The sequence below is a fragment of the Solitalea longa genome, assembly GCF_002920915.1.
In the GTDB taxonomy this organism is placed as follows: Bacteria; Bacteroidota; Bacteroidia; order Sphingobacteriales; family Sphingobacteriaceae; genus Solitalea; species Solitalea longa.
On sequence record NZ_PQVF01000010.1, the window covers coordinates 152,482 to 177,251 of the forward strand.

The 24,770-nt window shown below is 38.4% G+C and carries 19 protein-coding genes; 9 read left to right on the forward strand and 10 right to left on the reverse strand.

Annotation, left to right across the window (positions count from 1 at the left end):
* The first annotated feature begins 28 nt into the window (after nucleotides 1-28).
* The 3 genes from C3K47_RS14805 to C3K47_RS14815 all read left to right on the forward strand — a co-directional run bounded on the left by C3K47_RS14805 (nucleotide 29) and on the right by C3K47_RS14815 (nucleotide 6,084).
* Entirely contained in the window at nucleotides 29-1,963 is a 1,935-nt protein-coding gene (locus C3K47_RS14805) for a DUF3857 domain-containing protein (protein ID WP_165784708.1), read from the forward strand.
* Between the two features lie 138 nt (nucleotides 1,964-2,101).
* Complete coding sequence (locus tag C3K47_RS14810) at nucleotides 2,102-4,141, forward strand: DUF3857 domain-containing protein (protein ID WP_165784709.1); 2,040 nt, start codon at nucleotides 2,102-2,104, stop codon at nucleotides 4,139-4,141.
* 5 nt (nucleotides 4,142-4,146) lie between these two features.
* Entirely contained in the window at nucleotides 4,147-6,084 is a 1,938-nt protein-coding gene (locus C3K47_RS14815; protein ID WP_103789933.1) for a DUF3857 domain-containing protein, read from the forward strand.
* Nucleotides 6,085-6,139: 55 nt separating this feature from the next.
* Here C3K47_RS14815 and C3K47_RS14820 read toward each other — a convergent pair whose 3' ends face one another.
* Nucleotides 6,140-7,033 (reverse strand): UbiA family prenyltransferase, encoded by an 894-nt coding sequence (locus C3K47_RS14820; RefSeq protein WP_165784710.1) that lies wholly within the window; start codon nucleotides 7,031-7,033, stop codon nucleotides 6,140-6,142.
* Between the two features lie 9 nt (nucleotides 7,034-7,042).
* Entirely contained in the window at nucleotides 7,043-8,326 is a 1,284-nt protein-coding gene (locus tag C3K47_RS14825) for a metallophosphoesterase (RefSeq protein WP_103789935.1), read from the reverse strand.
* A 179-nt stretch (nucleotides 8,327-8,505) separates the two neighbouring features.
* On the opposite strand from C3K47_RS14825, the gene C3K47_RS14830 reads away from it, so the two are divergent.
* Entirely contained in the window at nucleotides 8,506-9,348 is an 843-nt protein-coding gene (locus tag C3K47_RS14830; protein ID WP_103789936.1) for a GNAT family N-acetyltransferase, read from the forward strand.
* Nucleotides 9,349-9,409: 61 nt separating this feature from the next.
* Here C3K47_RS14830 and C3K47_RS14835 read toward each other — a convergent pair whose 3' ends face one another.
* Both C3K47_RS14835 and C3K47_RS14840 read right to left on the reverse strand, forming a co-directional pair.
* On the reverse strand, nucleotides 9,410-10,921 hold the full coding sequence (locus C3K47_RS14835) for a MoxR family ATPase (protein WP_103789937.1): 1,512 nt from the start codon (nucleotides 10,919-10,921) through the stop codon (nucleotides 9,410-9,412).
* Nucleotides 10,922-11,085: 164 nt separating this feature from the next.
* Nucleotides 11,086-12,183, reverse strand: coding sequence for a vWA domain-containing protein (locus tag C3K47_RS14840; protein ID WP_103789938.1), 1,098 nt, complete (start codon nucleotides 12,181-12,183; stop codon nucleotides 11,086-11,088).
* Between the two features lie 183 nt (nucleotides 12,184-12,366).
* Between C3K47_RS14840 and C3K47_RS14845 the strand changes: the two genes are divergently transcribed.
* The 3 genes from C3K47_RS14845 (at nucleotide 12,367) to C3K47_RS14855 (ending at nucleotide 17,356) form a co-directional block, all read left to right on the forward strand.
* The gene (locus C3K47_RS14845; RefSeq protein ID WP_103789939.1) at nucleotides 12,367-12,789 is read left to right on the forward strand and encodes a YybH family protein; all 423 of its coding nucleotides are present in this window, start codon (nucleotides 12,367-12,369) and stop codon (nucleotides 12,787-12,789) included.
* Between the two features lie 191 nt (nucleotides 12,790-12,980).
* Entirely contained in the window at nucleotides 12,981-16,007 is a 3,027-nt protein-coding gene (locus tag C3K47_RS14850) for a SusC/RagA family TonB-linked outer membrane protein (protein ID WP_103789940.1), read from the forward strand.
* 17 nt (nucleotides 16,008-16,024) lie between these two features.
* Nucleotides 16,025-17,356, forward strand: coding sequence for a RagB/SusD family nutrient uptake outer membrane protein (locus C3K47_RS14855; protein ID WP_103789941.1), 1,332 nt, complete (start codon nucleotides 16,025-16,027; stop codon nucleotides 17,354-17,356).
* A 103-nt stretch (nucleotides 17,357-17,459) separates the two neighbouring features.
* Here C3K47_RS14855 and C3K47_RS14860 read toward each other — a convergent pair whose 3' ends face one another.
* From C3K47_RS14860 to C3K47_RS14880, 5 genes are all read right to left on the reverse strand, one after another.
* On the reverse strand, nucleotides 17,460-18,344 hold the full coding sequence (locus C3K47_RS14860; RefSeq protein WP_103789942.1) for a cupin-like domain-containing protein: 885 nt from the start codon (nucleotides 18,342-18,344) through the stop codon (nucleotides 17,460-17,462).
* Between the two features lie 100 nt (nucleotides 18,345-18,444).
* Nucleotides 18,445-19,572: a radical SAM family heme chaperone HemW gene (gene hemW, locus C3K47_RS14865; protein ID WP_103789943.1), complete on the reverse strand. Its 1,128-nt coding sequence runs from the start codon at nucleotides 19,570-19,572 to the stop codon at nucleotides 18,445-18,447.
* 94 nt (nucleotides 19,573-19,666) lie between these two features.
* Entirely contained in the window at nucleotides 19,667-20,305 is a 639-nt protein-coding gene (locus tag C3K47_RS14870) for a hypothetical protein (protein ID WP_103789944.1), read from the reverse strand.
* On the reverse strand, nucleotides 20,295-20,801 hold the full coding sequence (locus C3K47_RS14875; RefSeq protein ID WP_103789945.1) for an RNA polymerase sigma factor: 507 nt from the start codon (nucleotides 20,799-20,801) through the stop codon (nucleotides 20,295-20,297). The genes C3K47_RS14870 and C3K47_RS14875 overlap by 11 nt, the downstream gene beginning before the upstream one ends.
* 3 nt (nucleotides 20,802-20,804) lie before the next feature.
* The gene (locus tag C3K47_RS14880; protein WP_103789946.1) at nucleotides 20,805-21,671 is read right to left on the reverse strand and encodes a TraB/GumN family protein; all 867 of its coding nucleotides are present in this window, start codon (nucleotides 21,669-21,671) and stop codon (nucleotides 20,805-20,807) included.
* A 263-nt stretch (nucleotides 21,672-21,934) separates the two neighbouring features.
* Here C3K47_RS14880 and C3K47_RS14885 point away from each other — a divergent pair, with 263 nt between their 5' ends.
* Nucleotides 21,935-22,624 (forward strand): aspartyl/asparaginyl beta-hydroxylase domain-containing protein, encoded by a 690-nt coding sequence (locus C3K47_RS14885; RefSeq protein WP_103789947.1) that lies wholly within the window; start codon nucleotides 21,935-21,937, stop codon nucleotides 22,622-22,624.
* Nucleotides 22,625-22,626: 2 nt separating this feature from the next.
* Nucleotides 22,627-23,601: a sulfotransferase family protein gene (locus C3K47_RS14890; protein ID WP_103789948.1), complete on the forward strand. Its 975-nt coding sequence runs from the start codon at nucleotides 22,627-22,629 to the stop codon at nucleotides 23,599-23,601.
* Here C3K47_RS14890 and C3K47_RS14895 read toward each other — a convergent pair.
* Nucleotides 23,588-24,613 carry a phytanoyl-CoA dioxygenase family protein gene (locus tag C3K47_RS14895; protein ID WP_103789949.1) on the reverse strand — a complete coding sequence of 342 codons (1,026 nt, stop codon included), beginning with the start codon at nucleotides 24,611-24,613 and terminating at the stop codon, nucleotides 23,588-23,590. The two genes, C3K47_RS14890 and C3K47_RS14895, sit on opposite strands and share 14 nt — an antisense overlap.
* Between the last annotated feature and the right edge of the window lie 157 nt (nucleotides 24,614-24,770).

Below are 24,770 nucleotides of genomic sequence, written 5' to 3' on the forward strand. Positions count from 1 at the left end.
ACTCTTAATGTTTAAATACTACTCAATAATGAACTGTTTGAAAACCAGATCAGGATTGCTGTTAGCTTTCCTTCTCTTTCCTTTTGCCATTTTGGCGCAAAAACCAACAATTAAATACGGTAATGTAAGGATGGAAGAATTAATGATGCCTGTTTATACCCCGGATTCTACGGCCAATGCTGTTGTATTGGCCGATGTAGGATACACCTATGTTAACAGTACAATTAACAGTTTTAACCTGGTACATGAGCGCCATTGCCGTATTAAAATTTTTAATAAGGCAGCATTGGACGAAGCGACTGTTGCAATTATGTACGATGATGAAACTATCACTCAGATTAAAGGGTCAACGTACTTGTTGGAAAACGGTAAAATGGTGGAATTTAAACTCGATAGTAAAGCCATTTTTGATGAAAAGGTTAACGCCAGGTATCGCAAGAAGAAGTTTACCTTACCAAATGTAAAGGAAGGGGCGGTCATAGAATTCAGTTATACAATTCGTTCTGATTCATTTACTTTTTTTAAGGAGTGGGAGTTTCAGAGTAAATATCCTGTTCTTTGGAGTGAATACACGGCCAGAGTTCCTCAGCAGTATGATTATAGGATAGAAAGCCAGGGGTATAATTCTTTTTTTGTAAGCGAAAAGAAGGAGGAAACAGGCGGAACCTTGTATCATTGGGTAATGAAAGATGTTCCTGCGTTTGAAGATGACCAATACATTACAACTGCTGATGATTATATCTCAAAAGTAAAGTTTCAATTGAAAGGTGTTCAATACCCAGGGTCATTTTATAAGCCGGTGCTAAGCGATTGGGAAAAAGTTACAAAGGTGATTTATGAGGATGATGGTTTTACCAGTTCTATTTATCAAACCGGCTTTTTAAAAGACAAGATAAAGCAGATTACTGCTAAACACACCGATCCGGTAAGTAAATCATTTGCTCTTACCTTATTCTTAAAGAACGCTGTAAAATGGAATGGCTTAAACAGAATGTTTCCAGCTCAATCTCCGAAAATACTATTAGAAAAGAAAACAGGAAGTTCTGCCGACATTAATCTTTTGTTAGTGGGTATGTTAAGAGATGCCGGGCTACCAGCTAACCCGGTTATTCTTAGTACTCGCAAGAATGGCCGTGTTAATGAGTATTATCCTATGATTGATAATTTTAATTATGTTATTGCTTCGGTTAGAATTGATAGCACTGATTTACTTTTGGACGCCACCGATCCCTACAGACCAGCCTATTTATTACCTGAGCGTTGCTTAAATAGTAAAGGCCGCCTAATTGAAGAAAATAGAGTGGGCCGATGGATCAACCTGGAAAATTATCTGGTATTTGCCTCTAAAGCAGCTAACATTAGCTTGTCAATTAATAATGGCAAGGTAAGTGGGACCGCAACAGTATATGAGAAAGATTATTCTGCAGCAAATACAAGGGCTCAACTGGCTGAGGCCAATTCAAAAGATGATTACGTTAAAGGAAAATATAAAGTAGCCGGCTTAACGATCACTGATTATAGTTTAGAGAATCTCGAAAACATTGATACCACAATGGTTACTCAGTTGTCATTTGAATATGATGCGGAGGATACTCCGGGAATACTCTATATCAACCCAATATTATTTAATTCTTTTAATGGCAATGCCTTTAAGGCCAAGCATCGTACTTATCCGGTCAGTTACCCAACCTTAACTGATCTTAAAACAACGGTAACCGTTGCAGTTCCTCCGGGGTATGCAATAGAGGAGTTGCCTAAACCTGCAAAGTATAACCTTTCAGAAGATGGCGCTAAGTTTACTTATTTAATTGGCCAGGTAGGAGATAAAATACAGCTGCGTTCTATTATCAGTTTTAATAAAACCATGTTTTTAGCAGATGAATACGAAGGACTAAAGGCGTTTTATGCTGCTGTTTCAGCTAAACTAACAGAGCAAATTGTATTGAAAAAAATCAACAATTAAATAACTACACAGTAGTTCTACGCTTTTTACAATAATTCATTATGTGTACCTTGCGCCGCGTTATCTATCGCTCTATAAAACGTTTGAATGCAATTGTTAAAGAACTCTTAATACGTAATGCTTAAATACTACTCAATAATGAACTGTTTGAAGTCAAGATCAGGATTGCTGTTAGCTTTCCTTCTCTTTCCTTTTGCTATTTTAGCGCAAAAAAACACCATAAAATACGGTAAAGTAAGCATGGAAGAAATGACCATGCCGGTTTACTCAAAAGACTCGAGTGCAAATGCTGTGGTGTTGGCTGATATCGGGAACACTTATTTTTCTTTTACCAACAATGATTTTGAATTGATTCACGAGCGTCACTGCCGTATAAAGATTTTTAATAAAGCAGCTTTGGATGAAGCCAAAATTGTAATTCCATATTATGATGGGTTGTACACTAAAGAAAAAATTGGTTCGCTTAAAGGTTCCACGTATTTGTTAGAAAACGGGAAAATAGTGGAGTACAAACTTGATAGCAAAGCTGTTTTTGATGAGCTCGTTACCGGAAATTATCGTCAACGAAAACTAACACTTCCACAAGTTAAAGAAGGAGCCGTAATAGAGTTTACCTATACCATTCGTTCCAATAGCTATACTTATTTACGCGAATGGAGTTTCCAAACTAATTATCCAACTATTTGGAGTGAATACAGTGCCCGTATTCCTGAATATTTCTTTTATAAGTTAGAAAGCCAGGGTTACAACTCCTTTTTTGTGAATGAGAAGAAAGAAGGTATGGAGCAGTTTATAATAACCTGGAAAGGAAGTTTTGATGAGTATACAGGCAGAAGAGAGCAAGGTGGTTCTGAAGCCGTTAATGCTAAGTCTACCAATTATCATTGGGCAATGAAAGATGTTCCGGCCTTTGAAGATGATAAATACATTACAACAGCCGATGATTATATCTCAAAAATTAAATTTCAGCAACAGGGCGAACAATATCCTCACTCGCCTTATAGAGGAGTATTAAATACCTGGGAAAAGGTTACAGAAGCCATTTATAAAACAGACGGCTTTGCCAGTTCGATGAACAGAACGAGCTTTTTGAAAGACCAGGTAGCTCAAATTGCCAATAAGTATACTAATCCTGTAAGCAAATCGCTTGCGCTAACTTCTTTCTTAAAACAAAACGTAAAATGGAATGGAAATAACGCAATGTTAGCCAGTCAAACACCTAAAACTGTTTTTGAGAAAAAGACCGGTAGTGCAGCAGATATTAATTTGCTATTGGTTGGTATGCTGAGAGAGGCAGGTTTAACAGCTAATCCGGTAATATTAAGTACACGCAAAAATGGACGGGTAAATGAATATTACCCTATGATAGATAATTTCAATTATGTAATTGCTGCAGTTAAAATTGATAGTACTGAATTGCTGCTTGATGCAACCGATCCTGCACGGTCTTCTTTCTTATTACCTGAACGTTGTTTAAATGGCCGCGGACGTTTAATTGAACAGAATGGCATCGGTCGTTGGGTTAGTCTGGAGAATGACCAAATCAGGTCAAAGCGATCAACAACTATTAATCTTTCTATCAATAACGGTAAATTAAGCGGTACTGCTAGCTTGTATGATAAAGAGTATGCTGCCGCTAATACCCGTGCTGATCTGGTGAATGCAACGTCTAAAGACGATTACATAAAAAATAACTATAAGTCTGCAGGATATACGATTACCAATTACAGTTTTGACAACACTGAACTGGTGGATACAGCAATGGTTACGAAGCTAACTTTTGAATCAGATGAGGAGGCTGACGCAAACTCTTCGGTTATATACGTAAATCCAATCATGTTCAGTTCATTTGACGGAAATGCGTTTAAAGCCAAACAGCGTACTTATCCTGTGAATTACCCAACTTTAAGTGATCTGGTAACGATCTCAACTTTGGTTATTCCTCCGGGATACACGGTAGAAGAATTGCCAAAATCTACAAAATATGTGGTATCAGAAGACGGGGCAAAATTCTCGTATATGATCGGACAAATTGGAGATAAAGTTCAGGTTCGTTCTGTGATCAGCTTTAACAAAAAAATGTTTATAGCAGAGGAATACGAAGGCTTAAAATCATTTTATGCTGCTGTCGCCGCAAAATTATCAGAACAGATTGTATTGAAAAAAGTAAGTCAGTAAAACTTATGAATAAGAAATATTTACTTTTTCTGACATTGATTGGTTTAATTATAAACCAGCTTGCCTATGCCGGAGACGAAAAAAAATACCCTGTAAAGGATATTCCCGTTGAGTTAAAAAAAGATGCGGATGTTGTTGTTCGACTCAATGCGACAACCTTTAAAATTGCGAATAAAGGGTCGGCAAAAATGATTTCTCATGTTGTAATTACCATTCTTAATCATAATGGCGATGATTGGGCCGAGAACGTATCCTCATATGATCGCTTACATCCTTTACGAGCCTTTAAAGGCGCTTTATATGATTCTGTAGGCAATGTAATACGGAAATTGAAAAGCAGTGAGATTCAGGATTATAAAGCAAATGACGGGGTTACATTATATGATGATAATCGGGTTAAAGTAGCATCTCTGGCGTATAATATTTATCCATATACCGTAGAATTTGAGGAGGAGACAGAGTACGTTGGGTTGATTAGTTATCCTGGTTGGGCCGGTTATTCTGGATATCGGGCCAGTGTTCAGAAAAGCAGTTATTCTATTATTGCCCCTCAAGCTATACAAGTAAGATATAAGGAGTTTAACTTAACAAACCCTGTAAAAAAAGAACAGGTTGAAGGAAATACTAGTTATACATGGGAAGCTGTAAACCTGCCGGCGCTTAAACGCGAGCCTTTTTCACCCCAAATCAGAGAACAGGGACCATATGTAGTTTGCGGAGCTGTTGACATCTCATATGAAGGTTATGAAGGTAAAATGGATAGCTGGAATGCCTTTGGTGAATGGATTAATTACTTGAATCAAGGTAGGGATCAACTTCCGGAAACAGTTAAGGCTAAAGTTCACGAGCTCACCGATGGAGTGAAAGATCCAATTGAAAAAGCCAAAGTATTATATGAATATCTTCAAAAAAACACGCGTTATATCAGTGTTCAATTAGGAATTGGGGGATTTCAAACATTTGATGCCAATTATGTAGCTACCAGGGGATATGGGGATTGTAAAGCACTTTCCAACTATTTAAAATCTTTGTTAAAAGAGGCAGGCGTAAATGCTAATGCAGCATGGATTTTTGGCGGAAGGACTCCAAATACCGTTTATCCTGATTTTACAACAGATCCTTTTAACCATGTGGTATTGGCTATTCCAACAGAAAAGCAAACATACTGGGTTGAATGCACTAGTCAGAATGATCCGTTTAATTACATGGGAAGCTTCACAGGGAATCGATATGCATTAATGTTTTCAGCTGAAGGAGGTAAATTGATTAAAACTCCTACTTATTCTGCAGCGGATAACTTGTTAGCAAGAGTGGCTAAAGTTAAATTCGATTTAACTGGTCAGGCCACAGCTGCAGTGGACGTGAAATACAATTGTATTCGTCAGGATGAATTAAGTTACATGAATGCAACAAACAGTAAAGGAGAGATTGAAAAATATCTTTATAAAACGATTGATATACCAAGCATGCAGTTAAAAAGTTTTGGTCATCAGGTAAATAAAGAAAGTAAACCTACATTAACCGAACATTTAGAGCTTGAATTTGCTAATTATTTCAATATCTCGGGAAAGCGGATCTTTTTTCAGCCTAATTTATTCAACAGGTTAACTTCCTTGCCCGAGAAATTGGACAAACGTAGAACAGAGATTGTTTTCAACAATGCTACAACGGATGAAGATCATATTGTTTTCGAAATTCCGGCTGGCTACAGCATGGAAAGTAAACCTAACGATGTATCATTGAAAACAGAGTTTGGTGAGTTTTCAACTTCGGTAAAGCTGGAGAATAATCAGTTGATCTATACCCGCAAGCTAATTAGAAATGAAGGCCGTTTTGCCCCTGAAAAATATAATGCATTAGTGGAGTTTTTAACTGCCATTGCTAAATCAGATAAAGCGAAAGTAGTGCTGGTAACGACAAACAATCCGGTGGTTACCAATTAACGAATTTTACACACACAAATACAGAAAAGGCAGCTAAACAGCTGCCTTTTCTGTATTATAACTTTTCAATATAAATGGATGTTAATATGAGCAGATACTGTAACGCAAACATCCCATCAACCCAAAACAAGTAGAAATAATCACTTTTCTTAGGAAATGATCGATAAATAAACCAAACCACTACCAATAAGAAAATAACCAAAGCCAAATAGATTGAAGGATGCAAAGGAAGGTCGTATAAGGTTATTAGCAATGAATGAATAATGATCAATGCATAACATAGCATTTTTGCTTTTGTTGGCCCCAATGCATTTGCAATGGTTTTTAAACCGCTGTTCAAATCAGCTTCAATGTCTCTTATGTCGAAAATTACAGCCAGGCAAAACACCAGGATAAATCGCTTGGTAAATAACAGAACAATATCGAGGTAAGAGAGCTGAACTCCGGAATCTAAAATAGGCACTAAAACAGTACATGAAGCCCAAATAAGGCTAATAAGAAATGTTTTTGCTCCTGCAATCTGCCTTAAACCGCCCTTTTTCATTCTTAAAACTGGCAGCGAATAAGCAAGTGCGAGCAATGCGCCCACTGAAAGCGCCAGGATCGAATTTAACTTTATAGAAATAACGAAAGGGATAATTAAAACAACCGAGAGATAAGTAAGTAGCCTTATACCGTTCACATGATTGGCTACGCATATCATTCGGGAAGAGGTGTACAGATCTTTATTTTTTATAATAACCGAATAATTTAAAACAATGCGGATATTATAAATAAAGAAGGTTGCCAGAAACAAAATCAGCAGGATAGAAACAGAAGGCCTTTGACCAATGAGCAAATACGTTAACAAGCCCTGGGCCACGGCACAAAGTCCAACCCAAAAATTCCCGAAAACAAAAAGGTCAAACGCTTTTTTCAAGTGTTGTGAAGCAGAAAAGTTCTTCTTCAAAGTTAAAATTTATCCTCGCGTAAGTTCAAAAATTGTGATCTCAGGATAAATACCAAACCTGCCCGGATATCCTAAGAAACCATAACCCACATTTACATACAACTGCTGCTGACCTTCCTTGTATAAGCCAGCCCATTCAGGGTACATGTATTGAATCGGGCTCCATTGAAAATCGCCCAATCTTAAACCGAACTGCATGCCATGCGTATGACCTGAGAACATCGCGTCAATATCTTTATATTCAGGCAAAACCTGCATTCGCCAATGACTGGGGTCATGTGAAAGCAACAACTTAACGGCTGCTTCGTCGGTATCTTTGGTAGCAAGGTCCATTCGTCCATATTTTGGGAAACGCCCTTTTCCCCAGTTTTCAATACCTACGATCGCTATTTTATCTCCACCTTGTTCAATAATTCGATGCTCATTCATGAGCAGGTCCCAGCCAAGGGTTTTGCGGTGAACCGTTTTCAGGTCTTCGAGGTTTTGTTTTTTTGCTTTATCTGAGGACCAGCGTTTATAATCACCATAATCATGGTTGCCCAGCGTTGAATAAACCCCTAATGGTGCTTTAACCTTGTTGAAAATGTCAGTATAATCTTTCACCTCCGGAGCTTCATCATTTACCAAGTCACCCGTAAAAAAAACCATATCGGGTTTTTCGGCCATTAGCATGTCAACTCCGCCTTTAACAGCCTTTTTATTGTAAAAACTACCCGAATGGATATCAGAGAGCTGTGCAATTTTTAAACCTTCAAATGATTTAGGCAGATTGGGTAGTTTGAGTTTTACCCGTTTTATCCTGTAGTCATATACACCTTCAATAATGCCAAAAGTCATGGTGGCAAATGGAATAGAAGCGGCAATGAGCCCCGCCTTAGTTAAAAACTCTGATCGCGAAATTTTTGAGTCAACGGTAGATTCTGAAACTTCTTCATCATTAGCTGTAACCAAGGTTTTCGCGTTGCGTTTGTTGAATTTTCTGATCAGAACTAAAACAGCTCTTCTTAGATCGTCAATCAGCAAAAAGGGGAGGGCAAAGATCTTCGAAAAATTAGCGATCAAAAAACCAACTATTGCGATTGTTTTGAACCAGCGCGAAACCGTAAAAAAGATGCTATAGCCAGCACATATAAAGAGTAGTGCCGAAAATGCCCAGTAAATAGAGTTGAAAGCTTTCCGTTTTCGGTCAGATTGGTTTTTATGAAGTTCCTTGAACGCCTGGAAAACATACAGATCGGCGCAAAGTATGATAAGATTAAATACAATTAAAAAGATGATTCTTCCTGAATTCATATTAATAAGTAAAACGATGGGTATGATCTTAAGCCCAATATATTCCAAATCTACAAAGTGGAAGATAAAATGTTTTATCAATGCTTAATTATGACACAGAAAGGAGAGTCCTTCGCCACATTGTTACATCAAATCAATAACCGAAACTTTATTTTCAGTGTATCAATTTCCGATTATTTATGGAGTTCAAAACATTAGAAAATACAGATCTGGCCACCATTCTCGAAACTTTTAATGATGCTTTTTCCGATTACTTAGTAAAACTTCAACTTACTATGCAGCAACTGGTGGATAAAATGGAATCAGAAGGGATTGATCTCAACCTTTCGGTAGGCGCTTTTGAAGAGGATAAAATGATAGGATTTATTCTGCATTCACCGGGTGTTTGGCTAAATAAACTAACTGTGTATAATGGAGGTACAGGAGTAATTCCTACACATCGGGGTAAAGGGATAACGCAAAAAATGTATCAGTACATTATTCCTATACTGAAAGAAAAAGGGATCAATCAGCATTTGCTGGAATATGTTGAAGGAAACACATTTGCAAAACGCATTTATGAACAAGTGGGCTTCAAGCCAAACCGAGAACTGGATTGTTTAAAAGGTAAGGCTGAGATCAAAGCTTTGACGAATAACAACTTATTATTTAAAGTGATTGCACAGCCTGACTGGCAATGTTTTTCTTCAAAATTCTCCATTCAGCCATCTTGGCAAAATAGTATTGATTCAATTAAAAGGGCCGGGCCAAAGCGTAAAACAATAGGACTTTTTCACGCTGATGAGCTGATAGGTATTACAAGTTTTAATCCTGATAATGGGAGGATCGCTCTGTTTTTTATTAATGAAGAAGAGAGGAATAAAGGCTATGGTACCTTGTTGTTGGCTTATCTTCAAAATAATTTTGATGGAGAACTTTCTGTATTCAATCTCGATAAATCTGATAAGGTTGTTTATACATTTTTCACCAAACGCGGACTTAAGTCGGTAGCCGCACAGGTTGAAATGCTGATGGAGGTTTAATGTGAAAATAAAATCCCTCTTCATCAGGAAGAGGGATTTTGATCATATTCGTTTAAACGAATTAGTATCGATCATCACGCGAATACCCACGTTCGTCATCTTCCTCATCATCAATGGAAGCATTAAATAAGCTGCTAAACATGTCTTTAAACTCAAAACCATTGGTTAAATAATGCTTGCTTAATAACGAATATTCCGAAAGTGCGTGCAGTACCAATTCCATTAATAATAGGCGTTCGGCTTCATCTGCTCGCGGCTGAAGCTGTTTGATCAGGTCTTCAAGTCCTGGAACGGTTCTCAAAGCAGCAGCATAATCACTATTGCTTAAACCGTCGGCAATGGCTATAGTGTTTCCTTTGCCAAACCATTCAATAATATCAGTATACTGATTATTGGCTTTACTCTTCTTTGCCTTTTCAGGGTCGGGAAGATAATTTGTGGCCAGGGTTTTAATAGCTTTGCCAATCAAAATGTGAGTCACTTTTGCAGGTCCTTCCTGTTCTCCCTCATACACCAGTTCAATTTTGCCTGTTATTGCCGGAATTACTCCTATAAAATCGGCTAAGCGTACCGAGGTGGATTCTTCGTTATTGAGTAATAGCCTGCGCTCGGCAGTACTGATCAGGTTTTCAAATGCCGATATAGTTAAGCGGGCTGAAACCCCACTTTTTTTGTCCACATATTCGCTATTACGGGCTTCAAAAGCAATTTGTTCAACCAGGTCTTTAACCATTTCAGGAACGGTAATCTTACTCAATTGGTCGCTATGTAGTCTGGCCTCCTGATGCGTAATTTGTTTTGAAAGCTCCGGATCTTTTGGATAATGAGTTAAGATTTGACTTTCTATACGATCTTTCAAAGGGGTAACAATTGAACCGCGATTGGTATAGTCTTCAGGATTAGCTGTAAATATAAACTGTATATCCAATGGTAACCTTAATTTAAAACCTCTGATTTGAATGTCTTTTTCTTCCAGAATATTAAACAAAGCTACCTGAATCCGTGCCTGTAGGTCAGGTAATTCGTTGATCACAAAAATCTGACGATGTGTCCGCGGGATCAATCCATAATGGATCACACGTTCATCTGAATAAGGAAGTTTTAATGCTGCGGCCTTAATAGGGTCAACATCACCAATTAAATCAGCAACCGTAACATCGGGCGTGGCCAACTTTTCGGTATAGCGTTCACTCCTATGCAGCCAGGCTATGATCGTATCGTCTCCTTTTTCCTGTATTTCATTACGGGCAAACCAGCTTATTGGTTCAAAAGGATCGTCATAGAGGTCGGAGCCTGCCACATAAGGAACCCATTCATCTAAAAGGTCCACCATTTGCCGTGCAATACGGGTTTTAGCCTGGCCACGCAGGCCCAGCAATAATATATTATGTTGCGAAAGCAGGGCGGTAAACAAATCCGGAATTACCGTTTCGTCATAACCAATTATTCCATCAATGGTTCTGTTTCCGGCCTTTAAACGTTTAATAAGATTGTCTCTTAATTCGTCTTTTATACTTTTGGGTTTATATCCTGAAGCTTTTAAAGCTCCTAAAGTTGTTATGTCGTTTGTCATTGAGTGCGCTGATTAGACCCCTAAATCCCCTAAAGGGGATTTTTGAGTACGTCTGAAATGTTTATTTCTAGTTCTACTTATTTTTATTTTATTAAAACAGAGTGGCGATGCACAAAGCTGTCATTTAGCACTTATTTAAAGTCCCCTTTAGGGGATTTAGGGGTTTACCGTACCGTTTTCCTTCTGTTTCGGATATAGTCTTCAAAAATGTATTCTCCCAATCCCGAAAGTGTACTGTAGAACGCTTTTCCTCCGTTTACCTGTGTAAACTGTCTTACAAATGATTGCAGGTATGGGTCGCGAGCGATCATAAACGTAGTGATCGGGATTTTTAGCTTTTTACATTGGGCCGCCATGGTAAGGGTTTTGTTCACCACTTTTCTATCCAATCCGAAACTGTTTTTATAATATTTCAAACCTTCTTTCAGGCAGGTTGGTTTGCCATCGGTAATCATAAAGATTTGTTTGTTCTGCGTTTTTCGTCTTCTCAAAATATCTACTGCTAATTCCAGGCCAGCATAAGTATTGGTATGATAAGGCCCTACCTGCAGATAGGCAAGGTCCCTGATTGAAATCGGCCAGGCATCATTGCCAAATACCACGATGTCGAGGGTGTCTTTTGGGTATTTTGTAGAAATAAGTTCTGCCAGGGCCATTGCAACCTTTTTAGCGGGAGTAATCCGATCCTCTCCATATAAGATCATGGAATGTGAAATGTCGATCATCAGCACGGTAGAAGTAAGTGTTTTATAATCCATTTCTTCAACTTCCAGATCCCGCTCCGTTAGGTGAAAATCGCCCAGGCCATGATTGATCTGTGCATTATGAATAGATTGGGTCATATCTATTTGCTCCAAATTGTCGCCAAATTGGTATTCCCTTCTTTCGGCGTTAGGTTCATCACCCTGGCCGGAATAATTGGTTTGGTGATTTCCGCTGCCCGATTTTTTTAGTTTGCCGAATATTTCTTCGAGTGCTGAGCGGCGTATGGTCTGTTCAGATTTTGCTGTTATTATATATCCTCCGTTTTCATTGTCATCTGTCAGATAGCCCCGTCTTTTAAGATCTTCAATGAAATCACCCATGCCATACTCATCGTTGGTAAGCCCGTATTGTTTGTCCAATTCATTCATCCACGATAAAGCCTCGTTCGCATCGCCGGCAGTGAAGTTGAGCAATTGAATGAAAAGTTTAAGCAGATCTTCAAAACTACCCTTAGGTATATCTTGAGGAATATATTGAGAGAAAGCATAACCGCGCATATTCTAAAATAATTGAATGAGAAATCTGAATGATTGAATAACGCTTTTACTAATTTAATGTTTTAAACACGAATTAGTGTGAATTAATAGAGCATCAATCAAGCCATAGTATTGAGAGCTGAAATCATCAATCACTTTTATTCCTCTTAAAAATTCACTCTATTCGTATTAAATCATAAACACATGAAAAAATTAGTCCTGCTTATCATTTTTCTAGCCCCTTTTATTGGTTTTGCCCAATCAAAAGATGAAACAGCAATCAGAAACTTATTAAATGTTCAGGCAAAAGCCTGGTCAGCAGGTGATCTCAATGGCTTTATGGCTGGTTATCTGAAATCAGACTCATTGCTCTTTATCGGCAAAAATGGTCCTAAATATGGCTGGCAAACAGCCTTTGATAATTACAAAAAAAGCTACCCTGACAAAAGTGCTATGGGGCAACTAAAATTCAACATTATAAAAGTGGAAATACTTAGCCCTACAAGCGCTTTTGTAATTGGCCGTTGGGAGCTCGAACGTGAAAAAGATAAACCTTCAGGTTATTATACTTTACTATTAAAAAAGATAAAGGGTAATTGGAAGATTGTTGCAGATCATAGCAGTTAAGAAAGTTTGGTTTAAGCAGGTTTGAAAAGAAGACTTTAGTTTATAAATAAGCAATAATTATACAATTTGATTAGAATGAATTAATCTGCTAAGAAAAATGTCTATGTAAAATATTTGATTACTAGGGTTTTATGTCTTAAATATTGAGTTAATTTTTGGTAACTTAATATATTCATTAACCAATTAATCATATGAGGATAAGACATTTACGTAAAATGCTATTGGCCTTTTTTTGTACTGTGCTTATAGCGCCCCTGGTAACATTTGCCCAGGTAAATGTGAAAGGAAAAGTAACCGACGCCGTAACCAATGAACCCCTGGCAGGCGTTAGTGTTACTATCAAAGGTTCCACTACCGGAACCGCAACAGGCCCGGATGGAAGTTTCACCATTAGCGCCCCATCATCTACCTCTCAACTCCAGTTTTCTTTATTAGGCTACCGAACCCAAACATTTGCTGCTTCGGGTACCTTAGACGTTAAACTGGTTGAGGATGTTGCTAAACTCGAGGAAGTGGTAATTACTGGTTTGGCCACCAATGTTAAACGAAGTAATTTGGCTAACTCAGTTGCTACCATCTCTTCAAAAGAACTTACGGGAGTTTCCAACCCACAAACCCTCGAAGGGGCATTAAACGGTAAGCTGGTGGGAGCTAACATTGTTTCCCAATCAGGCGCTCCGGGAGGTGGTATGTCGGTTCGTTTAAGAGGACTTACTTCCGTTAACAGTAATACCCAGCCTTTGTATGTGATAGATGGAGTGGTTATCGATAACTCTGCTATTTCAGGCGGTATAAATACCATCACACAGGCATCCCGAGGAGGGGTCGCAACTTCCAACCAGGATAACCCATCCAATCGGATGGCGGATATTAACCCGCAGGATATTGAAAACGTGGAAGTGTTAAAGGGTCCATCAGCAGCTGCAATTTATGGTTCACAGGCATCATCTGGGGTTATTATCATTACCACCAAACGAGGAAAAGAAGGGAAAACGACCATTTCATTTACTCAGGATATTGGAACAAGTGAGGCTATACGACTACTTGGTGTGAGGCAATGGGATGAGGATAAGATCCAGCAATTTTATGGAAGCAATCAGGCCAATGCCGATGCACAGAAGCAATTATATCGTGCCGCGGCTGCCGCCAATAGCCTTCATGATTATGAAAAAGAAATGTATGGAGAAACGGGTTTTCTCTCTACCAGCTCGTTGAGCTTAAAAGGAGGATCCGAAAAAACCAGCTTCTTTCTGTCTGGATTATATATGGATGAAAATGGTATAATTAAAAATTCGGGTTACCAAAAAAGTGCGATCAGGGCTAACATTGACCATAAGATCTCCAATAAGTTTAACATTTCTGTAAATACCACCTATACGAATTCAACCAGTGACCGTGGATTAACGAATAATGATAACACCGGTGTTACTTATGGTGTAGCCTTATCGTCCACGCCTACTTATGCACAGATATTCCCGGATGAAGCTGGCAGATATCCTAGAAATGCGTATGGCGCATCTAATCCGCTGGAGACAAGAGATTTGATCACCAACCGTGAAAAAATCAATCGTTTTGTTGGTGGATTATCTATAACAGCCTATTTGCAGCAAAGTTCAAACTCAGTGACAAAGCTGCTGTTAAAGGGAGGGCTCGACTATTATACCTTAAACACCAAGGCTATCTTTCCGAATACCTTGCAGTTTGAGTCGGAGGGTCAGGGTACGAATGGAGCCAATATTGAAGGAAATACGAATAATCTGAATACAAATGCATCTGCTTATTTTGTGAATGTATTCAATACCAGCGAACGCAAATATACCTTCACTACTTCTGCAGGAGCTGATATGTTTAATTATGATCAAAATCAACTGCTCACTACCTCAACCGAAATTATTGGATCACAAACCAGTCAGGCTCAGGCCTCTGCGGTAAAAGTTGATCAGAAAGTTTTCCCACGTAAAATCCGAGGAATGTTTGCACAGGAAGAGGTGAACTTTGAAGATAAGGTAATTTTTACCGCTGCTGTTCGTTTAGACAAATCATCTGATAACGCAGATGTAAATAAATTCGAAGCTTACCCTAAAGCCTCAGTAGCTGTCAACCTTGCTAATTTCGATTTCTGGAAATCGAAAACTGTTGACCACTTTAAGCTAAGAGCTGCATACGGTGAATCGGCCAATTTCCCAACATTTGGATCTAAGTTTACAGCCTTCTCTCCATTTAATATTGGTGGTAATGGCGGTACTTTAATTGGTGTATTAAATCCTGCCGGTAATGTTCAGCAGGGCAATGACCAGGTAAAACAGGAGCGCCAGCAAGAATTTGAAACCGGTTTTGACTTAACTCTGTGGGATGGTAAAGTGGCTTTTGAGGCCACTTACTATAAGAGACAAGGTAAAGACTTAATTTTTGCCGCCAATATTCCTGCCTCAACCGGATTCGCTCAGAAAATAATTAACGGAGGAACCTTAGAGAATCATGGCTGGGAGCTAGGCTTAACCTTACTTCCTGTTAATACACCTAATTTTAAATGGACATCAAGAAATAGTTTCTGGATGAATCGTTCTAAAATGAAGGAGCTGGATGTTCCTTCATTCCGCATTGGGGCATTTAGTAATGCGTTGGCAAATTACCTGATTGAAGAAGGTAAATCACCTACCGAAATTGTGGGACCTGATGATACCAATGGAGATGGAACAGCAGATGGCGTATTTGTGTTAGGTAATTCGGAACCAAAATTCCAAATGAGCTTTTCTAATGACTTTTTTATCTATAAAAACTTCTCGGTAAGTTTTGTTTTGCATTGGAAATACAAATGCGATAATATCAACCTAACTGAATTGTTAAATGATTTAGGCGGAACAAGCCCTGATTTTGACCAGGACGATAATGGAAATGGTGTTGTTAATGGAGTAGAACGTCCAAGTTTATTAGGTGTTTCGGCTCGGCCATTGGTTCAGGATGCAAGTTATTTACGCATGAGAGATATTGGAATTTATTATTCAGTATCTCCATCTGTTGTAAAGAATGCATTTAATGGAGTGGTTTCAGGTATTAAGTTTGGAGTTTCGGCTACTAACTTATTTACCATAACCCCTTATAAGAGCTATGATCCCGAAGTTTCCAACTTTGGTTCCGGAGGTTTTTCAACAGCCGTTGAAGTAATGCCATATCCATCAGCAAAACGCATGTTTTTCCATTTAACTGTTGATTTTTAATCTAAAACCGAAAAGAAATGAATCTCATAATAAAAAACCGATACCGCATTTTAAGCGTCTTTGCGAGCTTATTAATGCTAACATATACAGGGTGTAAGTTGGAAGAATCAGTAGATCCCAATAACCCTAGTTTAGAAGGAGTGCTTAAGGATGCTACTATTCCGGAGTTGAATAACATTGTTGTTGGTACAGAAGCAGGGTCAAGAGATGAGCTGCAATTTTATTTGGATGATGTTGGTGTGGTTGGACGGGAGATGTATCGATTTTCCGGATCTGACCCACGTTATACCGCCGATCTTTTAGGTAAGGGAAGTACGCCGCTTGATAATAATGCATTTTATACCACCCGTCCCTGGAATACCTTTTACAGGGTAGTAAAGAATTGTAATATTTTATTACAAGCTATAGATAATACCAGCGCTCCTACCGATGAGCAAAAGCAGGCATATCGCGGTTTTGCCAATACGGTAAAGGCGTATTCATTGCTGCTTGCACTGAACATGACCAACGAAAATGGTATAAGAATAGACGTAGCCGATGAAAATAACCTTGGTCCGGTGGTAAATAAAGATGATGCATTAGCGGCCATTGCTGCGCTGTTAAATGAGGGATATACACAAATGAACGATGCAGGCACCACTCTGCCTTTTAATTCAACGTTTGCCAATAACCCTGAGAATTTTGCCAAATTCAATAGGGCATTGGCGGCCCGTGTTGCAGTTTATCGTAATCAATTTGTTGATGCGCTTACCTATTTAAACCAATCATTTTTTGATTTGAATGGAAACTTTAACCTGGGGGTATATCATGTGTACTCAACAGCGGCAGGTGATCTTTTAAATTTGTTTTTCACTGCCCCTAATTCAACCGGTGAGGTTCGCCCTGCTCATCCAAGCTTTGTTACGAATGGAACTGTTGGTGATACACGGTTAAGTAAGGCACTGCGTCGCACGTCGGCAGTTTCTGCTGACGGATTAACTTCGTCATATGATGTTGCTGTTTATGCTGATAATACCAGTCCGGTGGCAATCATCAGAAACGAAGAATTGATTTTAATTTATGCCGAAGCTAAAATTCAAACCAATGTTTTAGCTGATGCGGTAACTGCCTTAGATATCATCAGGGTTGGTAATAATTTACAACCTTATGCCGGCGCTGTTACACAAGCTGCTTTAATTACCGAGATGCTTAATCAACGCAGGTATTCCTTGTTCATTGAAGGCCACAGATGGGTAGATATGAGAAGATACAATCGTTTGGTCGAGTTGCCATTGGACAGAAGTGGTGATAACGTTTGGAACTGTTTCCCAATTCCATTCCCTGAAAATGTTCAAAGTACTTGTCAATAAGTAATTCGCGTATAAAACAAAGGCTCTGCAGATTCTACTGCAGAGCCTTTGTTTTTTGTGATGGTTAAGGATCATTAAAAGTAGCCTTAATGCAGAGATCGAATTATATAATTGGTTGGCCGGCTTCAAGCGCTTTCATAGCTCGTTTGATGGCCAGTTCTTCTTTCCAATCCATGTATTTATCTTTGAATTGAGTTTTCATAAAGTCATCAAATTTGCGTTGTATGGTTAAGTTATAAAGGCTTTTTGCTTTAATAATTGGCGATTTGTCCCAGGCGCGTAGGCTGATGGAAAAACTTCCATTTAAATACTTCATCCAGTGCCACCATCCGGTAGGCATAAATAAGGTTTCTCCATGTTCTAAAAACGCCTCCACGCCCTGAACTCCATTCAGTGCCGGAAACTTATTAGTGTCGGGATTTAGCACATCATAATCTTCCAAAGCGTAAGTGGCAAATGGAATTCGGTATAAACGTTCCTTCCATTTATAGTCGAATAAAATGATGTGTTTACGTCCATGAAAATGGGTGTGGAATATATGCGCAAGGTCAATATCATAATGAAGGAAAGTAACAGACCCCTTTCCTCCAAAAAACATATTGGGATATCGATCTAAAAATCCTCCCATAAGTTCTTTAGGACTGCAATAATCATCTAAAAGTTTTGGTGCATGTTTGAAGATATCATATGCAAATATGCGAAGCTCGGTGGGTTGCGATTGAATAAGATCAATGTAGGCTGAAAAATCCATTTCAGAGGCAGAGACATTTATCGGTTTCGATGGGTCGGCTTTGGCGTTATCGTAGAGAGGAACAGTTTTATTTCCAACGGTTTCCTTTATATGATCAAATGTCCATTTTTCATATGCCGGCCAGTTTTTGGCCATGTCGGTAATTATAACAGGTTGGCGGGTGTTTAGGTATTTGTCTTCGAACTCTTCTTTGGTGATGTTTGATACCCGCTCAATAGGTTCTAATAAAAAGCCCATGTAGTTAAGAATCAATTATATAAATATAAAGTTCTATAGGTATTAAAGCGATATTAATAATAGAAGTTTGACAGCAGATGTTTTGTTGAAAGCAATGAAATTATCCAATAAATAATTCGGAAGCAATGTGATCGGCGTAAAGTTTTCCGGTATCACTTAAAAATAGCTTTTGCTCTTCATGTTTTACCCACTGCTTTTCAATAAATTGGGTGGCCGTATGCAGCAGTTCTTCTGAATATTCTTCTCCGAAATTATTTTTCACTTTTTCTAAATCCAGGCCCCACATGGTCCGTAATGAGGTCATTACATATTCATTTAGCCGTTGAATTGGACTTAAAAGTTCTTGTTCAAATGGAACCTTACCATTAGCAAGGGTATCAATGTATTTATAATTGTTTGCAATGTTCCATTGGCGCGACTCTCCATTAAACGAATGTGCAGATGGGCCAATGCCTAAATATTTCTTACCAAACCAGTAATTGGAATTGTGTTTAGAAAGCCAGCCTTCTTTCCCAAAGTTGGAGATTTCGTAATGCAGAAATCCGTTTTTCTCCAATTCAGCCATCAGCATTAGAAATTGTTCGGCGCTTTGCTCCTCATTCATAGCGGGCTGTTGTTTTTTTCGGATAAAAGTGGCTAGTGCAGTTTGCGGTTCAACCGTCATTGAATAGGATGAAATGTGAGGAATTTCAAGATCGATCAGCGTTTGAATGTTTTCTTTCCACTTTTTATTGGTGAGCAGCGGGTAGCCATAAATCAGATCACAAGTGATGTTTTCAAACCCTGCATCCTGCGCCCGCATGATACTTGATTTTGCTTCGCCGGCATTGTGCGCCCGGTTCATCCATTGCAGATCTTCATCGAAGAACGATTGAATGCCAATACTAAACCTGTTGATAGCTGTTTGCCGGATTTCTTTAATTTTTACTGCATCCAAATCATCCGGATTGGCTTCCAGGGTTATTTCAGCATCTTTAGTTACATGATGGAGTTTGTTGATTTTATCCAGCAGTCGGTTAATTTCTTCTCCTTTTAAAACAGATGGAGTACCTCCCCCGAAGTAAATGGTTTCAATGGTCTCGCCATTCAGGTAGCTTTTTTGTAATTCGAGTTCCTTCTCCAAAGAATCGATCAACTCGTCCTTAACTTTCCAATTGGTGGAAAAATGAAAATCGCAGTAGTAACAAGCTTTTTTGCAGAAAGGAATATGAATGTAAATGCCGGCCATGGGGCAAAAGTAGGCAAAGAATAGCAGTTTTAGTTGATGTAAAATTGCGGTAATCGATTTCGGAATTACCGCAATTTGTATTGTTCCGGGGAATTTATTCGGTTTCCTTCAGTTCTTTTCTAATTGCATTCAGCTCGTTTAAGTATTTGCCATACAAACGGTTTACATACCATTTAATGTAGATAATGAATCCAATCATGAGTGTTATGAATGATATCAATAAAATACTTAAAATGATAATTCCATCGTGTTGTAAATAGGCCACTCCCACAATTTTATCGAGTGTTTTTCCGGCTTTTTGTCCTAAACCGGCAAGTAGGCCCAATAAAAAACAGGTTGGGGCTATAAAATGCTGCATTACCGTATATATCTCAGTAAAGTGCTTCAACTCAAAATAGGCTTCATCCAAGCTATCCTTTGTAGTAAAGCTTAATCGGTTAAGTCGGCCGTAAAACTTATAGAAGTTAGCAGTATAGTAAGCCATCGGCATGAACATGGTAAGCAATAAGGTGTAATATACAACTGTTGATACCGGTGTTAAACGATTGGTTACAAATGGTAAAGCAATGAAGATGACATAAAAAGCAACATATAACCAAAACTCCAATCTTAGGTTCTTCTTCACCTTTTCAATAGGAGATTGTGCGCCTTTTAAGCTTTCCAAATTTTGTGGAATATTAATGGAATCATCTAAATCATTATTCCATGCGGCTTTTAAATCATCAAAATTCATAACCTTGTTCTTTTATAAGTTCTTTTAATCGGGTTTTAGCCCTGTTTAATTTTACCCTTGCGTTTCCCTCGGTAATTCCCAGGTTATCGCCAATTTCCTTATGCGAATAGTTCTCTAAGTGATAAAAGACGATTGCTTTTTCAATTTTGTCGAGCTTTTGTAATGCCCGGTAAAAATGTTCTAACTGTAACTCCTTAACTTCCCAATCGCCTTCGCCAATTGCAATTGATTCAGGAATGGTTTCATAAACGGTTTTGGGCTTACGTTGATCTTTTTTGTAGTAGAGTATGGCCGCATTAAGGGCCACTCGGTACATCCAGGTTGAAAATTGGCTTTGCTGTTTAAAGGATTCATAAGATTTCCAAAGCTGAAAGATAATTTCCTGGAACAGGTCTTTCTGCTCATCTTCATTATCCATGTACATTTTAGAAATCTTATGAATAATTCCTTTATGTTTTTCAATGTGGGCTAGAAACTCTTTCTCCTTGGTAGACATTGATTAGTTTATTACCGGTTTAACCGTGTATCCTTGTTGTTTAAGTAGTTCGATCACTCCATTCTTTCCGCCCAAATGCCCTGATCCAACTGCAAATAAAACACTTTCCTTTTGCATTAAAGCAGGCATGCTTTTTACCCAGTTCTTGTTTCGTTCAATTAGCAGCCATTTAGTTACGTCTTCAGTTGAGAATTTTGAATCGTTAAGCATCGCATAAAGATCGTTGAGGTTTTCATTTTTATAGGCCTGTATTAACTTGCCAAAATATTCGGTGTATTCAGTTGGAATCATCATTTGAGAAACCAGGAACTCTTTAGAAAATGCTTTGTTAAAGTAGAAAACCTGTTCGTTTACCGTTTCAAGAGCTCCAATAGGAACGTTTCTGGTTTTGGCCATAGTCATTAGTTCAAGTTCATATACTTTAGGCTGTTTACAGGGTAAAGTGCTTGCAGTAATGATACTGCTTAATGCCATAAGGTTCATCTTGTCAAGCTGTTTTAATGAATAAGGGGTCTTTGACTTAACAAGAGAGTCGATGAAGCTATATTGTATTGGGGTTAGTTGCTGGCTTAAAGGTATTTCCGACATCATGCTTTTTTGTAAAGCTGTAATTTCGGCAGGGTCGTTAAAGTTGATCTCCAGTATTAAACGGTCAGTTGAGTTACTCACTTTCTTAAGTTTTTCAGAGATAAAGAAATCATCCTCACAAATCATATGGATGGTTCCATACAGATAAGATGGTTTTTGTAAACCCTTGCCGCTGATTTCCCATAGTAATGAGTTTTTGCTTTCTGTCTTTTGTTGCGAATAAGCACTGAAAGTAAATGTTGTTGCAACTAGAGCGATTAAGGTTAGAAATATCTTTTTCATGATATAGAGTTTTATTGTTTTTATGTAGTTAGTAGAACTGATTCCTTTTTCGTTACAATGTTTTTAATTTTTTGCTAGCTGCTTGCTAAACTGGGTTTCTTCATAGTGAGTTTATTAGAACTGTTCATCGGTATATTATTTTATTGTTTTGAACAGTTAGTAACAGGATGTAGTTAAACGTTACAAGAAAATTTAATTTTTTGGAGCGAAGTAACTGTAAAGAGAATTGTTAGTTTCGGGATTCAGAATTTAATTTCAGATCGATGTCCAACGATTTCTTTCAGTTACCTTTTCAATTTGACAAAAAACAACTGCTGCATGATTTAAATATATGTGTAGACCTTAGTTGGTTGATGCATTTTAACAGCAACGACTTTACCGGCGAATGGAAAAGCATCGCATTACGTTCAATTAGTGGTGAATCGACTGATATTTATGCGCATCCCAATGCCGTTTATCAAGACACTGCTTTATTAAACCAGTGTGATTACTTTAAAGCCATTGTCGATTCATTTGAATGTGAAAAGGAAAGTATACGTCTATTGTCGCTGGCTGCGGGGAGTTGTATCAATACCCATGTTGATCAGGAAGGTGGTTATGCCGATGGATTTCATCGCATTCATGTTCCAATTCAAACCAATTCATTGGTTGAGTTTGTTGTTAATGGGCAAAATGTTCCGATGAAAGATGGGGAGTGCTGGTATGCCGATTTTAGTTTACCTCACAGTGTAACGAATAAAAGCAATGAAGCTCGAATTCATTTAGTGATCGATTGCAAACGTAATCAATGGTCGGATGAGTTATTTAAACAATGCGGCTACGACTTTACCGTTGAGCAAGCGAAAAATAAATATGATAATCAAACTATTTTAAAAATAATAGCTGAGCTAGAGTTGATGGAATCTCCTGTAACCAAAGAGTTAATAGAACAGTTAAAAAGCCAGCTTAATTAAACATGTCGGATAAGCCAAGCATTGATTTAATTAAAGACTGGATTCCTGTTAAATTAAAAAATAATGGGTTATTTGAATGGTTGTACCTAGGGGAAAAGCGATTTACTGAGCCCTTTTTTGATGAAACCATAGCGAAATGCAGATCGTTGGAATCCAACAGTAAACCAGTTCGGTTATCTTCTGATTTTGATAGTTTGATTTTTCAGGCCGATCAGGTTGAATCGATTGCCCCAGCTGCCATGATATTCCATGTTTCGAGATGCGGGTCAACTTTGCTATCCCAATTATTAAGTATTGACGAGCAATTCATCTCTCTGGCAGAGGTTCCTTTGTTTGATGATATTCTTCGTTCTCATTTTAAAAATCCATCACTTGACTATGCTGATCAACAAAATGCGCTAAAAGCAGCCATAAAATTGATGGGCAAAAAAAGGAGTATGAACGAACGTTCCCTGATTGTAAAGGTGGATAGCTGGCATCTCTTTTTTTATGACACTTACCGAAAATTATTTCCTTCCATCCCGTTTATTTTACTGTATCGATCTCCTGATGAAGTAATTCGTTCTCATCAGCAATTGCGCGGCATGCAGGCTGTACCGGGAGTAATTGAACCGGAGGTGTTTGGGTTTAAACCAGATGAAGTAAATTATACTAACCTTGATGCCTATTTATGTGATGTGCTCATCAGGTACCAGCAACAACTTCATCTGCTCATTCAAACAGATGCTAGTGCTCACCTGTTTAATTACAGTGAAGGGCCTTTAAATATGATGCAGAGGGTATTTCAACTAACAAAGCAATCTGTTTCTGACAAAGTTTGGGATGAAATTGTTCAGCGGAGCTCGTATCACTCTAAACATCCCGATAAAAAATTCACCGAAGAACGGACAGAGGAACTCAATATTCCGAACCTGAAAACGGCTATGAAACTGTATCGTGAATTGGAAGAAATTCGATTATCAACTATTTCCAGTTAGTTTTTACCTCAGCATCAATGGGTGAATAATTAATGTATTGCACCATGCGTGGCAAATGAGAGGTATTGCGACTGCTGCCATGAGGTAATGCCTGGTGCCAAATAATAAAATCACCGGCATTTGCAGCAATAGGTGCTACTCCCAACTCATAAAGGTTTTCCTTTCGGGGATCAGTTCCTGCAGGTAAACTGTTGATCCAGTCTTCGATCCTGTTTTGAAAGCCGGGAACTAAGCTAAATGCCCCTTGGTTGGCTTGTGTGTCGGATAAATAAAGTAATCCCTGTAAGCCAAAAGGGATAGGTAACTCAAGGCTTACATCCCAATGTAGGTAAGGGCCGGGAAATTTCCAGTTTTCATTTTCCGGAGGATTAAAACCCACTCTGTCGGTACTTACCCATAAATCGGTTCTGTTCCACAGTTGTTCGTAAGCCGCTCTAATCCTTGCTGAGTTTCGGTTCTTTTCTATAGCAGGATGTTGGAATAGCTGTATCATAATCCCCTGGCGGTCTGGATGTTCATTATACCATGTTGCCGGGTTGTTTAGATCAATAGAAAGAAGTTCGGTAAGTGCCGTAATCACTGCGTCGCAATCCTCTTTCGAAACAGCGTTACGGAGTATGACATAGCCATTTTGTTCCCAAAATTGTATATCAGCATCACTTAAAATTTGATCAATTTTAGTTGAGCTTTCAGAAGCGTTCTCGGTAGAAAAGGTAGCATTAAAAGCATTGATTCTTTCTTCCGGTAGTATCCCATTATTTAACTGAAGTATCCACTTTTCGAAAGCACTGAAATCAGGTGCTTCATTATAGAGGTAAATTATAGTTTGTTCGAGTCCAACTCCAAGAATATTTAACAGCTTGGTGTCGGTGGTCCATTCTTCAATGAAGGCATCCTGGGGAATAATACCGGCCCTCTTCTTCATGGTTTTATCCCAAAAACGTTTCAAATGAAAGGTTTTCAACACGCCAAGATCTTCTGATCGAAAAAGCTCAGACTCTGTTATATTCATCGGGTGATATAATTTGCTGCTTGTTATAAATTTATGTCTCGTCCTATTATAACTATACATCAAAAAAAGATGTATGGAAAAAAAGTTAGAACAAGACCAGTATTTAATTAGATTGCACAAGAAGAGTCGTTACGACAAGCGGCTGATTGCAAAAATC

Coding starts and splice junctions, on each gene's coding strand:
- C3K47_RS14805 (WP_165784708.1), top strand. CDS start 29: ATGAACTGTTTGAAAACCAGATCAGGATTGCTGTTAGCTTTCCTTCTC.
- C3K47_RS14810 (WP_165784709.1), top strand. CDS start 2,102: ATGAACTGTTTGAAGTCAAGATCAGGATTGCTGTTAGCTTTCCTTCTC.
- C3K47_RS14815 (WP_103789933.1), top strand. CDS start 4,147: ATGAATAAGAAATATTTACTTTTTCTGACATTGATTGGTTTAATTATA.
- C3K47_RS14825 (WP_103789935.1), bottom strand. CDS start 8,326: ATGAATTCAGGAAGAATCATCTTTTTAATTGTATTTAATCTTATCATA.
- C3K47_RS14830 (WP_103789936.1), top strand. CDS start 8,506: ATGGAGTTCAAAACATTAGAAAATACAGATCTGGCCACCATTCTCGAA.
- C3K47_RS14835 (WP_103789937.1), bottom strand. CDS start 10,921: ATGACAAACGACATAACAACTTTAGGAGCTTTAAAAGCTTCAGGATAT.
- C3K47_RS14840 (WP_103789938.1), bottom strand. CDS start 12,183: ATGCGCGGTTATGCTTTCTCTCAATATATTCCTCAAGATATACCTAAG.
- C3K47_RS14845 (WP_103789939.1), top strand. CDS start 12,367: ATGAAAAAATTAGTCCTGCTTATCATTTTTCTAGCCCCTTTTATTGGT.
- C3K47_RS14850 (WP_103789940.1), top strand. CDS start 12,981: ATGAGGATAAGACATTTACGTAAAATGCTATTGGCCTTTTTTTGTACT.
- C3K47_RS14855 (WP_103789941.1), top strand. CDS start 16,025: ATGAATCTCATAATAAAAAACCGATACCGCATTTTAAGCGTCTTTGCG.
- C3K47_RS14860 (WP_103789942.1), bottom strand. CDS start 18,344: ATGGGCTTTTTATTAGAACCTATTGAGCGGGTATCAAACATCACCAAA.
- hemW (WP_103789943.1), bottom strand. CDS start 19,572: ATGGCCGGCATTTACATTCATATTCCTTTCTGCAAAAAAGCTTGTTAC.
- C3K47_RS14870 (WP_103789944.1), bottom strand. CDS start 20,305: ATGAATTTTGATGATTTAAAAGCCGCATGGAATAATGATTTAGATGAT.
- C3K47_RS14875 (WP_103789945.1), bottom strand. CDS start 20,801: ATGTCTACCAAGGAGAAAGAGTTTCTAGCCCACATTGAAAAACATAAA.
- C3K47_RS14880 (WP_103789946.1), bottom strand. CDS start 21,671: ATGAAAAAGATATTTCTAACCTTAATCGCTCTAGTTGCAACAACATTT.
- C3K47_RS14885 (WP_103789947.1), top strand. CDS start 21,935: ATGTCCAACGATTTCTTTCAGTTACCTTTTCAATTTGACAAAAAACAA.
- C3K47_RS14890 (WP_103789948.1), top strand. CDS start 22,627: ATGTCGGATAAGCCAAGCATTGATTTAATTAAAGACTGGATTCCTGTT.
- C3K47_RS14895 (WP_103789949.1), bottom strand. CDS start 24,613: ATGAATATAACAGAGTCTGAGCTTTTTCGATCAGAAGATCTTGGCGTG.